General features: G+C 59.9%; 14 protein-coding genes. 5 read left to right on the top strand and 9 right to left on the bottom strand.

Annotated elements, in window-relative coordinates; genetic code table 11:
• Nucleotides 1–39: 39 nt before the first annotated feature.
• The 4 genes from SULPSESMR1_RS14535 to SULPSESMR1_RS14550 form a co-directional block, all read right to left on the bottom strand.
• Nucleotides 40–2487 carry a GcvT family protein gene (locus SULPSESMR1_RS14535; RefSeq protein WP_089421470.1) on the bottom strand — a complete coding sequence of 816 codons (2448 nt, stop codon included), beginning with the start codon at nt 2485–2487 and terminating at the stop codon, nt 40–42.
• Nucleotides 2484–2876: a GFA family protein gene (locus SULPSESMR1_RS14540; RefSeq protein WP_089421471.1), complete on the bottom strand. Its 393-nt coding sequence runs from the start codon at nt 2874–2876 to the stop codon at nt 2484–2486. Before SULPSESMR1_RS14540 ends, SULPSESMR1_RS14535 begins: the two co-directional genes overlap by 4 nt.
• A 10-nt stretch (nt 2877–2886) precedes the next feature.
• Complete coding sequence (locus tag SULPSESMR1_RS14545; protein WP_089421472.1) at nt 2887–3459, bottom strand: helix-turn-helix domain-containing protein; 573 nt, start codon at nt 3457–3459, stop codon at nt 2887–2889.
• A gap of 87 nt (nt 3460–3546) precedes the next feature.
• On the bottom strand, nt 3547–3996 hold the full coding sequence (locus SULPSESMR1_RS14550; protein WP_240311401.1) for a GAF domain-containing protein: 450 nt from the start codon (nt 3994–3996) through the stop codon (nt 3547–3549).
• 179 nt (nt 3997–4175) lie between these two features.
• Here SULPSESMR1_RS14550 and SULPSESMR1_RS14555 point away from each other — a divergent pair, with 179 nt between their 5' ends.
• Nucleotides 4176–4526, top strand: coding sequence for a hypothetical protein (locus tag SULPSESMR1_RS14555; RefSeq protein ID WP_089421474.1), 351 nt, complete (start codon nt 4176–4178; stop codon nt 4524–4526).
• A gap of 83 nt (nt 4527–4609) precedes the next feature.
• Here the strand turns inward: SULPSESMR1_RS14555 and SULPSESMR1_RS14560 are convergent, their stop codons facing one another.
• Nucleotides 4610–5782 (bottom strand): thiolase family protein, encoded by a 1173-nt coding sequence (locus SULPSESMR1_RS14560; protein WP_089421475.1) that lies wholly within the window; start codon nt 5780–5782, stop codon nt 4610–4612.
• Between the two features lie 91 nt (nt 5783–5873).
• Here SULPSESMR1_RS14560 and SULPSESMR1_RS14565 point away from each other — a divergent pair, with 91 nt between their 5' ends.
• The 3 genes from SULPSESMR1_RS14565 to ggt all read left to right on the top strand — a co-directional run bounded on the left by SULPSESMR1_RS14565 (nt 5874) and on the right by ggt (nt 8533).
• On the top strand, nt 5874–6212 hold the full coding sequence (locus SULPSESMR1_RS14565; protein WP_089421476.1) for an STAS domain-containing protein: 339 nt from the start codon (nt 5874–5876) through the stop codon (nt 6210–6212).
• Between the two features lie 7 nt (nt 6213–6219).
• Nucleotides 6220–6690: an ATP-binding protein gene (locus tag SULPSESMR1_RS14570; RefSeq protein WP_089421477.1), complete on the top strand. Its 471-nt coding sequence runs from the start codon at nt 6220–6222 to the stop codon at nt 6688–6690.
• A gap of 265 nt (nt 6691–6955) precedes the next feature.
• Nucleotides 6956–8533 (top strand): gamma-glutamyltransferase, encoded by a 1578-nt coding sequence (ggt, locus tag SULPSESMR1_RS14575; RefSeq protein ID WP_089421478.1) that lies wholly within the window; start codon nt 6956–6958, stop codon nt 8531–8533.
• Between the two features lie 53 nt (nt 8534–8586).
• On the opposite strand, the gene hspQ is transcribed toward ggt, so the two are convergent.
• Nucleotides 8587–8913, bottom strand: a complete 327-nt coding sequence (gene hspQ, locus SULPSESMR1_RS14580; RefSeq protein WP_089421479.1) for a heat shock protein HspQ — start codon at nt 8911–8913, stop codon at nt 8587–8589.
• Nucleotides 8914–9173: 260 nt separating this feature from the next.
• Between hspQ and SULPSESMR1_RS14585 the strand changes: the two genes are divergently transcribed.
• Entirely contained in the window at nt 9174–9761 is a 588-nt protein-coding gene (locus SULPSESMR1_RS14585; RefSeq protein ID WP_089421480.1) for a lytic transglycosylase, read from the top strand.
• A gap of 15 nt (nt 9762–9776) precedes the next feature.
• On the opposite strand, the gene SULPSESMR1_RS14590 is transcribed toward SULPSESMR1_RS14585, so the two are convergent.
• The 3 genes from SULPSESMR1_RS14590 to SULPSESMR1_RS14600 all read right to left on the bottom strand — a co-directional run bounded on the left by SULPSESMR1_RS14590 (nt 9777) and on the right by SULPSESMR1_RS14600 (nt 14096).
• A complete protein-coding gene (locus SULPSESMR1_RS14590) occupies nt 9777–10382 on the bottom strand; it encodes a LolA family protein (protein WP_089421481.1) in 606 nt (201 codons plus the stop codon).
• A gap of 79 nt (nt 10383–10461) precedes the next feature.
• A complete protein-coding gene (locus SULPSESMR1_RS14595; RefSeq protein ID WP_089421482.1) occupies nt 10462–11034 on the bottom strand; it encodes an exopolysaccharide biosynthesis protein in 573 nt (190 codons plus the stop codon).
• A 62-nt stretch (nt 11035–11096) separates the two neighbouring features.
• Entirely contained in the window at nt 11097–14096 is a 3000-nt protein-coding gene (locus tag SULPSESMR1_RS14600) for a DNA translocase FtsK (protein WP_089421483.1), read from the bottom strand.
• Between the last annotated feature and the right edge of the window lie 7 nt (nt 14097–14103).

A 14103-nucleotide genomic window follows, 5' to 3' on the forward strand; every position in this document is an offset into this window, starting at 1 on the left:
GCGCAAGCTGATATGGCGGGTGCCGTATCAATCATTTCCTCAGGCCCGCAAGCGGTTGTTTTGCGGATCCCACAGAGGTTGGTCCGGCTGCACCACAGCGCCGTGTTTGACGCCGAAAATATCGACCTGCAACTTGGTGCCTGCCACTGCCAGATCGGCACGCACCATGCCCAGCGCGATAGAAGCGTTGACACGATAGCCCCAGTCGCCACTGGTGGTTTCGCCCACAATTTTACCGTCGTGCCACAGCGTGGACATATAGGGCGCGTCAGACTCGCCTGCGTCGACAATCAAAGTGACAAAGCGCTTTGCAGAGCCTTGTTGTTTTTCGTTGTGCAACGCCTGCTTGCCGGGAAAATCCTGCGGCTTGTCCAGTTTGACAAAACGGTCGAGACCGCCTTCGAACAGGGTGTAATCCGTACTAAGATCGCCCTTCCACGCGCGATAGCCTTTTTCGATGCGCATGGCGTTCAGGGCGTACATGCCAAAGGGTTTCGCCCCCGCACCGGTCACTGCCTGATACAGCGCCGCGATGTCCGCATTGGCCGCGTGAATTTCCCAGCCCAACTCACCTGCGAAAGATACACGCGCAAGGGCACAGGGAATGCCAGCCACGGTGGCGGTTTGATGCGACAGCCAAGGCGCGGTCAGATCGGCCTTGGTCTCCAACCGCGCGAACAGGGCGCGGCTGTTGGGTCCGGTGACGATCAGCGTTCCATACTTTCCCGTATGGTCAGTCAGGCCGAGCCCATCCGGCAACCCGTCGCGCAGCACATCCCGATCGTGCCATTGCGCGGTTGCTGCCGTAATCAGGGTGAACACGTCTTCGTCATGGCGCAGGATCGACATTTCCGTCAGGATGCGGCCACGGCTGTCGGGGAAATAGCCAAGGTTCATGCGCCCGATTTTGGGCAGGCCACCGGCGATTTTGCCACGCAGGTATTCGGCAGCCCCAGCGCCCGACAGATTGAACCGCGAGAACCCCGGCAGGTCGAGCACACCCACGTCGTCACGCACCGCTTCGACCTCTTCGCGCACGCGGTCGGTCCACGGGCCTGCGCGTTCCCAAGTCTGGGTGGCGGCTTCGCTTAGGTCATCGCCCTCTTGTGCGAACCAGTTGGCGCGCTCCCAACCGTTGTAGGCGCCCATGACACCGCCCTTGGCCAGCACCTGATCGTGGGCGGGCGACAGTTTACGGTCGCGCCCCGCAGGCCAGGAATGGTGCGGAAAGTGCATGGCGTATTCGTGGCCGTAGGTTTCCATCGCCTTTTGGTTGCAATAGTCCTGATCAGTATAGTCGGTGTAGCGGCGCGGGTCGCATGACCACATGTCCCATTCCGTCTGGCCCTCGGTCACCCATTCGGCCAGAACCTTACCGGCGCCGCCGCCTTGGGTGATGCCAAAGGTGAACACACAGGCCTCGAAGGCATTGGGCACGCCGGGCATCGGGCCAAGCAGTGGCAGGCCATCGGGGGCATAGGGTATGGGGCCGTTGATGACGCGGCCCACACCGGCAGTGCCAAGGATCGGCACGCGGGCCATCGCATCCTCGATGTACCATTCCAGCCGTTCCAGATCATCGGGATAAAGCTGAAAGCTGAAATCTTCGGGCATCGGGTCGTCGGGGGTGACCCAATGTGCGCGGCAGTTACGCTCGTATGGGCCAAGGTTCAGGCCGTTCTTGTCCTGCCGCAGGTAATACGAGCTGTCGACGTCGCGCAGCAGCGGCACTTTGCGACCATTCTCGCGGGTCCAGTCGGCCAGAGCCGGGATTTCTTCGGTCAGGAAATACTGGTGGCTCATCACCGTCATTGGCACCGTGCGCCCGCCAAAGGGCTTGAACCATTCACCGACACGCTGGGCGTAGTATCCGGCCGCGTTCACCACCTTTTCGCAGCGGATGTCGCCCTTATCTGTGTGAACAATCCATTCGCCGCCTTCGCGGCTGATGCCGGTGGCGGAGCAAAAGCGTTCGATGCGCGCACCCATTGTGCGGGCGCCCTTGGCCAGTGCCTGCGTCAGCTGCGCAGGGTCGATATCGCCGTCGTCAGGATCCCACAATGCGCCCGCCAGATCATGGGTTTCGATGAACGGATAACGGTCCTTGATGTCGCTGACCGCCATCATTTCCAGATCAAGCCCCTGATAGCGACCCATCGCGCGGGCGCGTTCAAATTCCTGCATCCGTTCGCGGGAATGGCCCAGCCGCACCGATCCGGTGACGTGATAATTCATCGGATAATCCACCGCCTCGGCCAGTCCGGCATAAAGACCCAGCGAATAGCGTTGCATGTTCATCACCGCCCAAGACGTACTGAAGCTGGGACAGTTGCCCGCCGCGTGCCATGTGCTGCCTGCGGTCAGTTCGTTCTTTTCCAGCAGAACACAATCCGTCCAGCCTGCCTTGGCCAGATGATAAAGCGCCGAGGTGCCGACGACGCCACCGCCGATGATGACGACACGGGCGGTGGTCGGAAATGTGCTCATGTATCCTGATCCTGCTGCGGGGTGATTTGGTAATAATCGCCCTTGTCTTGGGTAAAGATGTGGCGTTTCAGGGTAAGGTGCGTCGGGGCCTCAAGCGCGCCCAGCGCCACGCCGATTTCGTCTTCGGCATGGCTTTTCCAGAACAGTGACGACCCGCAAGTGGGGCAAAAGCCACGCTTGGCGGTGTCGCTGGCCGCGTACCAGCGCACGTCACCCTTTACCGCAAAGGCCGACAGCGGCACCTGAACGGATGCCCAGATATGGCCCGACTGCTTGCGGCACTGGGTACAGTGACAGGCAGCGGGGTCTTTGGCTGTTGCGGTGGCTGTGAACGTAACGCCGCCGCACAGGCAGCGGCCCGTCAGATTGGCCGGAGTTGATTTGTACATAAAGTCACCTTCAATACACAGGAGGAGCGATAACCCAGATCGCCACGGCAGGCCCATTATAGGGATTTATCCAGCGAAACGGCTCTCCACGGATGCGGAAGCTGTCACCGGGGTGAATGGTATAGCGGGTGCCTGCAATCTCGAGATCCAGCATACCCGAGACCAGATATCCGACCTCTTGCGTGGGGCGCGTCACCAGATCGACAATTTCGGACTGCGGCGCAAAGGTGGAATGCACCATTTCAAAGTCATCGGTCAGGTCGGGCGACAACAATTCCTCGACCAGTCCGGCGACGGGTGAACCGATGGGCCGCCGCGCGTCCTTGCGTACGATGTATCCGGCCTCGTTCACAGGGGCGGCGGCATGGCGGAACAACATCGACACCGACACCCCCAGATGCGCCGCGATGTGGCGCAGGTCGGTGATCGAGGGTTCGGACAGGTCGCGTTCCACCTGGCTAAGCCATCCAACCGAGCGGCCCAGCACATCCGCCATTTCCTGCAATGTGATCCCCCGCGCCTTGCGCAGCGCACGCAAATCCGCGCCCAGCGTTTTGGCAGTGTCAGGAGAAGATTGCAGCATGTACGACTCGCGGTGAAAATTGACCTTATAATTTCACGGTGCGTTAGCATGCATGAAAAATCAAGATGAAATTTCATGCATCACCGGTCAGCGTCCAAAAATCTCCGCCAGAATGCGACCCATTTCATCCGCATCGGTTTGGGTGAACGCATCGGGCTGGTCGCTGTCGATATCAAACACCGCGATCAACGCGCCGTTGCTGTCGTGAACAGGGATCACCAGTTCCGACCGCGTGCTGCTGGCACAGGCAATGTGATCGGCAAATGCCTCGACATCCGGCACCAGTTGCACCTGCCCCGTGCGCGCCGCCGCACCGCACACCCCACGCGAAAACGGGATTTGCAAACAGCCGTGACCGCCTTGATAGGGACCGATTTTCAACATCTCGGGGGCCGTGACGCGGTAAAAGCCCGTCCAATCGAACCGGTCGTCGGAATGATGCACCTCACAGGCGACGGTGGCCATCAGCGCGATAATATCATCCTCGCCGTCGGTCAACGATTGCAGCGTTCGGTCCAGCGTTTTGTAATCAACCATGAGAGGCGCCTTGTTGTCGGAAATGTGTGGATTCTTGTGCGATATTGCCTGTGACCTTCCATCTGTCAAATGCACCCGAGGCATTAAATCCCAGAACGGTCCCCGCTCGGTGGAAAACTGTGTTACACTACATTCAGCCGCGCAATCATGCGCGCATTTCTCCAACAGATCGGATATCAATGAAACTTCCAGATGGAATGAAACCCGCGCTTTTTGGCGCGGTCCTGGGCGCTATTGCGGTGTCGATCATCGGCTTTAACTGGGGCGGATGGGTCACGGGTAGTTCTGCCACAGAAATGTCCAACGAAGATTCGACGGCGGCGGTCGCTTTGGCACTGACCCCATACTGCGTCTTGAAATCAAAGAACGATCCAAAGTCTGGCGTGGTGATGGCGGAGCTTGCCGATGCCAACGACTGGAAACGCCGCAGCATCGTAGAAGATGCCGGCTGGGCCACACCGCTTGGGACTGAAAACCCGCACCGTGCACTTGCAGACTCGTGTCAGAGTGCGCTGTCCAACGACACTTGAATCACTGACTTGAGGGCGGCCCGCTAAGGCTGTCCCGTCCAAAGCCCTGAGCGGCGGTTACACCTGCTCAGGGCTTGAAAACTCTACATGCGCTCGATTGCGATGGCCGTGCCTTCGCCGCCGCCGATACAGATGGCGGCAATGCCCCGCTTGAGGTTGCGTTTTTCCAGAGCGTTCAGCAGCGTCACGATGATGCGCGCGCCAGATGCACCGATGGGATGGCCCAAAGCACAGGCACCACCGTTGACGTTCACGATGTCATGGCTCAGCCCCATTTCATGCATAAAGGCCAGAGGTACGACGGCAAATGCCTCGTTCACCTCCCACAGGTCCACGTCGTCTTTGGTCCAACCGATGCGTGCCAGCAGCTTTTGCGCGGCGGGCACGGGGGCTGTGGTGAACAATCCCGGTTCCTGCGCGTGGCTGGCGTGACCCAGAATACGGGCACGCACGGTCAGACCACCCGCCTTGGCCGTTTCGGCAGAGCAGAGAACCAGCGCCGCGGCCCCGTCCGAAATCGAAGACGAGTTGGCCGCTGTGACAGTGCCGCCTTCGCGAAATGCAGGTTTAAGTTGTGGGATTTTCTCGGGGCGGGCGTTTGCGGGCTGTTCATCCGCACTGACGGTTACGGAGCCCTTGCGTGATTTGACGTCCATTGCCGCAATTTCATCGGCAAAAGCACCGCTGCTTTGCGCCTCTAGTGCGCGGGTCAGCGACGCCAGCGCAAATTCGTCTTGTTTTTCCCGGGTGAACTGGAATGCCTCGGCGCAGTCTTCGGCAAAGGTGCCCATCAGGCGCCCCTTGTCATAGGCGTCTTCAAGCCCATCCAGAAACATATGATCAACTGTCTTGCCGTGACCCAGACGAGCGCCTGCGCGCATTTGCGGCAGCAGATAGGGCGCCTGACTCATGCTTTCCATGCCGCCCGCAACCATCAGACCGGTGTGACCCAACGCGATCTGGTCAAAGGCGATCATCGCTGCTTTCATGCCTGATCCGCACATCTTGTTCAGCGTGGTGGCAGGCACTTCTTTGCCCAGACCGGCGGCAAAACCCGCTTGGCGCGCGGGGGCCTGCCCCTGACCGGCAGGCAATACGCAGCCCATCAAAACTTCGTCCACCGTATCCGCGCCTGCACCGGCCAGTGCAGCGCGGATGGCCGCTCCGCCCAGTTCGGAGGCCGTCAAACCGGAAAGCGCGCCCTGAAAGCCGCCCATCGGTGTGCGCGAGGCGCCGGAAATGATCACTTCAGTCATAGTTCACCTTCTGATTGTTCTACCCGTGGTTACGGGTTGGTAAGATTTGCGGCCTAATCATGGTCGCGAGCCTAGGACATGAGGGATTATTATGGAACTCTCGAGTAAAACAGAAGACCAAGTACGCATTGTAACGGTCAAGGACACGCGGATCGACGCCGCCGTGGCGATCGAATTCAAGGACGCGATGCGGGCCGCAACTGACGATGGCCCCGATCTGGTCGTGCTGGATCTGGCTGCGGTTGGCTTTATCGACTCCAGCGGGTTGGGCGCGATTGTCGCCGCGATGAAACATCTGGCCCCACAACGCAAGCTGGCGCTGGCGGGGCTGACACCTCCCGTGGACAAGGTGTTCAGGCTAACACGCATGGATTCGGTGTTCAGTCTTTACCCCACACTGGACGATGCGCGCAGCGCGCTGGCGACCTGAGGTGGCAATGTTGGCTGAAAGCCCGATCCCCCCCGTCCACGCTTCGCTGCCCGAGGTTCGGATAAACGTCGACAGCGGGCCACAAGCCGCGCGGCAAGCGCTGGACCAGCTTAAGCGCAATCTTGCGCCACTGTCGCTTGATATCGAAGAGTTTGGGGCGGTCGAACTGGTACTGGCCGAGGCGATGAACAATATTTGCGAACACGCCTATGCGGCGGGTGCCCGCAGCGGACCGATCAGGTTGCGCTGCCAACACCGGCGCGACGGGCTGCACTTCAGTATTGCGGACGAAGGGATGCCAATGCCTGGCGAATGTACCCCGCTTGGGCTGGCCGTGAATGTGGCCGTTGACCTGATGGATACACCCGAGGGCGGCTTTGGCTGGTTTCTGATCCGCGATCTGGCAAAGGATGTCTCGTACCAGCGGCACGGGTCCGTAAATCATTTGTCGCTGCGCATGGCCGTCGCTATCGGGTAATTCCGTTTTGCGGGCGTGGCCGATCCCGCCCGCAAAACACCACTGTTGACGCAAACCCTAAAACCGCCCGATTGGCTCCATATTCTCGCCTTGATCCACAAGCAAACATGTACTTGTAGCTGCATATAGCTTCCCTCGGTGTCGTGTGTAACAGCCCCCACCCAGTGCACGGCACCGAGGATTTCATTCCACATATTTCTACAGACTTGGCCTTTGGCCATTGCCCCGCTAGGTATCAGACAACTGACACTTAGAAGGATGATCCATGCGCGACTTTCACTTTCCGGGCCGTTCGCCCGTTCTGGCCACAAACGGAATGTGCGCAACGTCGCATCCCCTTGCCGCAGCCACCGCCATCGACATTCTGAAACGCGGCGGCAACGCGATGGACGCCGCAATTGCGGGCGCGGTGCTGTTGGGTATTTGTGAACCGCAAATGACAGGCATTGGCGGCGATTGTTTCGTGCTGTGGTCAATGCCAGGCGAGACCAAGGTTCACGCCCTGAATGGATCGGGCCGCGCACCCGCAGGACTGGACGCCGCAATGCTGCGTGATGCAGGCCACGACACCGTGCCGCTGGGCAGCCCTCATGCGGTCACCATACCCGGTGCCGTAGATGCGTTCTGCACCCTGTCAGAACGTGTCGGCAAACTGGGCCTTGATACGCTGCTGGCCCCGACCATCCACTATGCCGAAGCCGGTGTGCCCGTCGCCCCGCGCGTCGCGTCCGACTGGATCCCCTGTGCAACCGCGCTGCAAGGGTCAGCCCGCGACACCTATATGGTTAACGGCAAGGTTCCCAAAACCGGCGAGATTTTTCGCGCGCCCAAGCAGGCCGAAGTGCTGCGCCGCATCGCCAAAGACGGGCGTGACGCGTTTTATACCGGCGAGGTTGCCGAGGACATGATTACCACGCTGACAGCACTGGGCGGTGCGCACACTGCACAGGATTTCGCCAATGCGGCCTGCACCGACACCACACCGGTCGCCGGTGCTTACAAAGACATCGAAGTGGTCGAGCATCCGCCAAACGGTCAGGGTGCCGTGGCCCTTTTGCTGCTGAATATCCTCAAGCATTTTGACATCGCGTCGATGGACCCCTTTGGTGCGCAGCGCGCCCATATCGAAGCCGAAGCCGCCAAGCTGGCCTATGATGCGCGCAACCGGTTTCTGGCGGACGCCGATCACATGACCAGGATCGACCACCTGCTGTCCGAAGACACAGCCGCCAAGCTGGCCGCCCTGATCAACCCCAAACGTGCGATGGCAAACGCCACGCACCTGTCGGAAGCCGTTCACAAAGACACCATCTATATCACTGTGGTTGATGGCGACGGCATGATCGTGTCGCTGATCTATTCAATCTTTCACGGTTTCGGGTCGGGCATCGCCTCGGACAAATTCGGCATTCTGTTCCAGAACCGTGGCGCAGGATTTTCACTGACCCAAGGACACCCGAACGAGCTAAAAGGCGGCAAACGCCCGATGCACACGATCATTCCGGGTATCATCCGGTCGAACGGCAAACCTGTCATGCCCTTTGGTGTGATGGGCGGACAATATCAGCCCACCGGCCACGCACGATTTGTGACCAACCAGACCGATTTCGGGATGGATCCGCAGGCGGCCATCGACGCGCCACGGTGCTTCTCGGACAGGGGCGTTTTGCAGGTCGAGCGCGGATATTCCGAAGCAGTGCGTCAGGAATTGGCTGACATGGGCCACACTGTAGAAATCCCCGACTCGGCGCTTGGTGGCGCACAGGCGATCAAAGTGCATGACACTGGCGTTCTGGAAGGAGCAAGCGACCCGCGCAAAGACGGCTGCGCATTGGGGTACTGACACGGGCCGGGTGCACGGATTAAACCGCGCGCCCGACCGAAAACAAAAACGCCCTAGTTCAATTGGAAGTGCAGAGGATAGGCACCGTCCTGGAACGGACCGAACAGATCAGGGATGTCGGGGTGATCCACCGGCTCGCCTGAATAGTCCGCTACAAGGTTTTGTTCGGACACATAAGCCACGTAATAGCTTTGATCGTTTTCAGCCAGCAGATGATAGAACGGCTGTTCCTTACGCGGGCGGCTGTCTTCGGGAATCGCTTCGTACCACTCATCAGTGTTGGAAAACTGTGGGTCCACGTCAAAGACCACCCCGCGAAAGGGATGTTTCTTGTGACGGACAACCTGCCCGAGATGATATTTAGCGCGTAATCTCAACATAAGTTTCAGCCCCTATCGGGGGAATGTAGCTTTTTCAAGCAGGTTTTGTCCATGAAACAGCGGATTAAGGGCGGAAACAGTTTGTGCCATCACCTATGACAGTGGCGAAACTGCATCACGAGCGTGGCGCGACAGCATCAGAACGCGGCGCCCCGCCCATATGTGCAAAGATGATTTCCCCGCGCGGCAAAATCGGATAGGATACCTGCAAAACAATCCGCCCGCTAAATGTGGTGGAACCTATAGGCAGAGTAACAAAAATGAGCAGAACACTACGAGCTATGATCGTGCTGTTGGTGTTGGCCTCTTGCGGGGGCGGGCAATCAACACCACCACGTGGATTGGACGATGCCTGTGTCATCGTGCAACAGCGACCCGAATACCTGCGCGCCTTCCGCGCCACTGAGCGCCGTTGGGGCGTTCCGGTGCATGTGCAGATGGCCACAATCCATCAGGAAAGCAAATTCGTCGCCAACGCCCGCACGCCCTTTCGCTATGCGGCAGGGGTGATTCCCATGGGCCGTCAAAGCAGCGCTTATGGCTATGCACAGGCGCTGGATGCGACGTGGGAAGAATACCAGCGTGAAACAGGCCGCCACCGTGCCCGCCGCGATCGCATCAAGGATGCGACCGATTTCATGGGTTGGTATATGAACACGACCAACCAGCGTAACAGGGTGGCGCTGACTGATGCGCGCAACCAGTATCTGGCCTATCACGAGGGTCAGACCGGCTTTGCGCGGGGCTCCTACAACAGCAAATCATGGCTGGTACAGGTCGCGGGCAACGTGGATGCCCGCGCCAATATGTACGCCACACAGCTGTCGGGATGCCGCACGCGCCGCTAAAGTGACGCGCCGGGCTTAGCGGCCCGGTGCCTTGCCCGGGCTGCCGGTGTCGAACATGCGGTTGGCCAGTTGCCCCCCCACCTTCAGGTCACCCAAGACCACAGTGGTGCTGGATCCGCTGCTGTCGTTGATCACCCATTGACGCAATTGCACCGGATCGCCGGTGAACTTCAGCTGAATATTGCCATAGTCGGGATTCTCGGGGTCTTGCGCCGTTACTGTGGTTGCCGTGCCGTCATAGTCATGACCGGTGACCATCCGCGCCCGTCCCAGATTGACGTTGTCCGCCAGAATGATCGAGAGCGGCGTTTTCGCCAGCGGATAGGTCTCGGGCGGGGCGTTGGATTTCGAATCGTAGATCACCACGGCCCCCGCGCCCGCCACGACCAGTGCAGTTTCGGGCGCGTTGTATTCAAACCGCACGCGGCCGGGACGTTTGATAAAAATCTCGCCTGTGCTGATCGACCCGTCGTCGTTAATCTGGGTGAAATCGCCCTGTGCTGTTCGCAGTGTGTTCAGGTACTGCGAAATCTCGTTCAGCGACAGTTTGTCTGCCGCCGCAGCACCCGCAACGCTCAGCGCGATGACGCAGGCGGGAATGAAAGTTTTCAAGCTCAGCATAATGGTGTGCCTCGTATTTTCTAGTGTTCATTGCAGACGATATAGGGACGCGCGGGATGATATGCGATAACAAGACCCTTCAGCCGATCAACGACAGGCTGAACCACGCCGCAGCACAGGCCGCAGCGCCGCCCACCAACATCAGAATGCCGTCACGCAGGATGATGGCCAACGCAAGACAGGTAATCGCTGCCAGCGGGACAAATGCGGCAAAGGGCACCAGTTCTGCCGGGGGCACCAACAGACACAGCCCCACGATGACCCCCGCAGCAATACGGACCGGAATGTCACCTGCCAACCGTTCAAGGCGATGGCCGAAATGCGAATCGATCCACCCCGCTGCCGGCTTCAGCTTGTCCGCCGCGCGCTTGACCCGACCATCAACGCTGCGTGATCTCGCCATTTGCGGCAACCAAAGGCTTTGATAGCCCATCAAAATCTGCACCGCGAATATCGCGATAATCAATGCCATAAGCGTGGGGAAGGTCGGAATACCGCCCAAGGGCGAAGCCCCTAGCAAAGCGGGAATCAGGATAAGCGGACCCACGCCCCGTGCGCCGAAAAAATCGGACACATCGCCCACGGTTACGCCGTCTTCGGCTCCCGCCAAATCACGCAGGTCAGATACGATGGTCGTGACTTCGTCGCTCATGTCGCAAGCCCTTCGGGGTTGATGTTACCCATCAAACCCCGCGCGAACGGCTCGGGTTCCGGTTATTGCTCCGGCACCAGAATTTCGCGTTTGCCCACATGGTTGGCCGAACTGACCACGCCCTGATCTTCCATCTGCTCGACCAGACGCGCAGCCTTGTTGTATCCGATGGCCAGTTTGCGCTGGATATAGCTGGTTGAACACTTGCGATCCTTAACGACAATCGCCACGGCAGTGTCATAAAGCGCGTCCTCGCCGTCGGTGTTTCCACCCAGACCCAGCACCGCGTCGATGCTGCCCTCTTTGTCCTCATCGACACCTTCGACCACGCCGCTGACGTAATCGGGCGCGCCATATGCTTTGAGGTGATTGACGATTTCCTCGACCTCTTCGTCGCTGACAAATGGACCGTGGCAACGGGTGATCTTGGCACCGCCTGCCATATACAGCATGTCACCCATGCCCAGCAGTTGTTCGGCACCCATTTCACCAAGGATTGTGCGGCTGTCGATCTTCGACGTCACCTGAAACGAGATCCGCGTGGGAAAGTTCGCCTTGATCGTGCCGGTAATCACATCGACCGAAGGCCGCTGCGTCGCCATGATCAGGTGAATCCCCGACGCCCGCGCCATCTGCGCCAGACGCTGGATACAGGCCTCGATCTCTTTGCCCGCGACCATCATCAGATCGGCCATCTCGTCCACGACCACCACGATATAGGGCAGCGCGACAGGCTGGAACTCTTCTGTCTCGAACATCGGCTCGCCGGTGTCGTCGTCAAAACCCGTCTGAACCGTGCGGCTGAACATCTCGCCTTTGGCCAGCGCCTCGCGGACGCGCCCGTTATAGCCTTCGATGTTGCGCACACCCATCTTGGACATCTTGCGATAGCGCTCTTCCATCTCGCCGACGGTCCATTTCAGCGCGACAACAGCCTTTTTCGGGTCGGTCACAACAGGGGACAAAAGGTGCGGAATGCCGTCATAGACAGACAATTCCAGCATCTTGGGGTCGATCATGATCAGGCGACATTCCTGCGGGGTCAGCTTGTACAGCAGCGACAGGATCATCGTGTTGATCGCCACCGATTTACCCGAACCCGTGGTCCCAGCGATCAGCAAGTGGGGCATCTTGGCAAGGTTTGCCACAACACTGTCACCGCCAATGTCCTTGCCCAAGGCCAGCGGCAGGCGCATGTTGCTGTCGCCAAAATCGCGGCTGGCCAGAATTTCACGCAACACCACCTTTTCGCGGTGCTCGTTGGGCAATTCGATACCAATCACCGAACGACCCGGAACAGTCGACACACGCGCCGACAGCGCCGCCATCGAACGGGCAATGTCATCAGCCAGACCGATGACGCGGCTGGCCTTAAGACCCGGCGCGGGTTCCAATTCGTACATGGTGACCACAGGGCCCGGACGTACGCTGACGATCTCGCCTTTGACGCCGTAATCATCCAGCACGCTTTCCAGCATCCGCGCGTTTTCTTCCAGCGCTTCGTCAGACAGGTGCAGGCGCTGCACGGTTTCGGGGCTTTCCAGCAGGCTCAGCGGCGGCAGTTCAAATCCGGGATGCGTGTCTTCGAACGACAGCGCGGGTTGGGCTTCGGCTTGTGCCTGCTTGCTGGGCTGCACGGATTTGCGCACAGGCTGCTGCACAACCTTGCGCGGCTCGGCCACGGGGATCGTCGGTGCATGGGGCTGGGGTGCGGACTGGTACAAAGACAGCCCGTCATCGTCGTCCTCCTCCGGCTCGATCACCTGATCTCCAAGATCTTCAGGTTCGGCATAGGATCGCGGCGCGGGTGCCTCGACCGAAGCAGGCGTCCGCACGGGCGCTGTCACCGGCTTCGCGAAATAGTCGGGCACCGCACGCGAGGCCGTCAACGGCGGCTCCGCCCGAAGCGCGGGGGTTGTGGCCGCGGCAGCTGTCAGCGGTGGTTCCGACGGCAAAACGGCCGTGCGGGTGGTGTTCAGAACCAGCGGCGCAGGACGGCGTCCCAGACTAAAGCCGCGCGTCACCGGCGCGGATTTCTCGGCCTGCAGGACGGGCACCTGACGCACACGGTTTTTGATCACGTCTGCGATCTTGGCCTTGATACGGTCATCTCCGGGGCCTTCGCCCACATCGGCGGTGCTACATGTCTCGACCAGTTCAGGCTCGGGCATCTCGACGTCGGGCTGCGCGTCGGGGCGCTTGACCAGACCGGGCATCCGCGCCAGCAACCCGCTTTTGGGCGCGGCTTCAGTGTGGAACATCCCATGCGCAGGTGCTTGGGGGGCGATCGGCTCGGCAAAGGATTGCTGCGCCTCAAAGGCTGCGTTCTCTTCCGCCTCAATCCGCTTTTGCGCGCGCCGCTCGGCGGTCTTGGCCTGCATCAGGCGGGCCCCCTTTACCGCACCGCTGGCGCCACGCCCCAACAACGTCATCATCCAGGCGTAAACCATGATCAGGCCGATCATCATAAAACGCCCGATCCGCTTCAGTTCGGTCGCTGTAAAGCCCAGAACAAAGGCCGACAGCACCACGATACCCACGCCCATCACGAACGACATCGTCTTGATCGCAAAGGTGGACCCCAACGGCAGGATGGTCAGGATCGCGCCCATCACAGTGTCGCCAAAAAGCCCGCCCAGACCGAACGAATGGGTGCGCAGCCATTGCGCATCCGGCTCCAGCGTCGCAGCATAGATCGCACCACAGGCCACTACGATCGGGGCAAAGATCAACCGGCCCACGGCCCGCTCGTCGCCCGCGTGCAGCGCAAACCGCGCGCCCCACACCAGCAATACAGCAGCAATGCCCCATGCGCCCCAACCTGCGATCATGAACAAGGGTGCTGCAATCGACGCACCCGTGCGCCCCAACCAGTTCTGCACCGGCGCATCGGTCGACACCATCCAGTTGGGATCATCCGGCGTATAGGAGGCGATCATCGACGCGGCCAGCAGACCGGCCACGAGCAGAGCAATACCGATCAGTTCTTTGCCCCGTTTCTCGATAGCCTCGGCCATGTTGGTGTCCAACAGTGGATCGCGCCCGCGTGTGTGATATGCCATTGCTCTC

Origin of the sequence: Pseudosulfitobacter pseudonitzschiae, assembly GCF_002222635.1 — a bacterium.
GTDB lineage: Bacteria > Pseudomonadota > Alphaproteobacteria > Rhodobacterales > Rhodobacteraceae > Pseudosulfitobacter > Pseudosulfitobacter pseudonitzschiae_A.

Coding starts and splice junctions, on each gene's coding strand:
- SULPSESMR1_RS14535 (WP_089421470.1), bottom strand. CDS start 2,487: ATGAGCACATTTCCGACCACCGCCCGTGTCGTCATCATCGGCGGTGGC.
- SULPSESMR1_RS14540 (WP_089421471.1), bottom strand. CDS start 2,876: ATGTACAAATCAACTCCGGCCAATCTGACGGGCCGCTGCCTGTGCGGC.
- SULPSESMR1_RS14545 (WP_089421472.1), bottom strand. CDS start 3,459: ATGCTGCAATCTTCTCCTGACACTGCCAAAACGCTGGGCGCGGATTTG.
- SULPSESMR1_RS14550 (WP_240311401.1), bottom strand. CDS start 3,996: ATGGTTGATTACAAAACGCTGGACCGAACGCTGCAATCGTTGACCGAC.
- SULPSESMR1_RS14555 (WP_089421474.1), top strand. CDS start 4,176: ATGAAACTTCCAGATGGAATGAAACCCGCGCTTTTTGGCGCGGTCCTG.
- SULPSESMR1_RS14560 (WP_089421475.1), bottom strand. CDS start 5,782: ATGACTGAAGTGATCATTTCCGGCGCCTCGCGCACACCGATGGGCGGC.
- SULPSESMR1_RS14565 (WP_089421476.1), top strand. CDS start 5,874: ATGGAACTCTCGAGTAAAACAGAAGACCAAGTACGCATTGTAACGGTC.
- SULPSESMR1_RS14570 (WP_089421477.1), top strand. CDS start 6,220: ATGTTGGCTGAAAGCCCGATCCCCCCCGTCCACGCTTCGCTGCCCGAG.
- ggt (WP_089421478.1), top strand. CDS start 6,956: ATGCGCGACTTTCACTTTCCGGGCCGTTCGCCCGTTCTGGCCACAAAC.
- hspQ (WP_089421479.1), bottom strand. CDS start 8,913: ATGTTGAGATTACGCGCTAAATATCATCTCGGGCAGGTTGTCCGTCAC.
- SULPSESMR1_RS14585 (WP_089421480.1), top strand. CDS start 9,174: ATGAGCAGAACACTACGAGCTATGATCGTGCTGTTGGTGTTGGCCTCT.
- SULPSESMR1_RS14590 (WP_089421481.1), bottom strand. CDS start 10,382: ATGCTGAGCTTGAAAACTTTCATTCCCGCCTGCGTCATCGCGCTGAGC.
- SULPSESMR1_RS14595 (WP_089421482.1), bottom strand. CDS start 11,034: ATGAGCGACGAAGTCACGACCATCGTATCTGACCTGCGTGATTTGGCG.
- SULPSESMR1_RS14600 (WP_089421483.1), bottom strand. CDS start 14,096: ATGGCATATCACACACGCGGGCGCGATCCACTGTTGGACACCAACATG.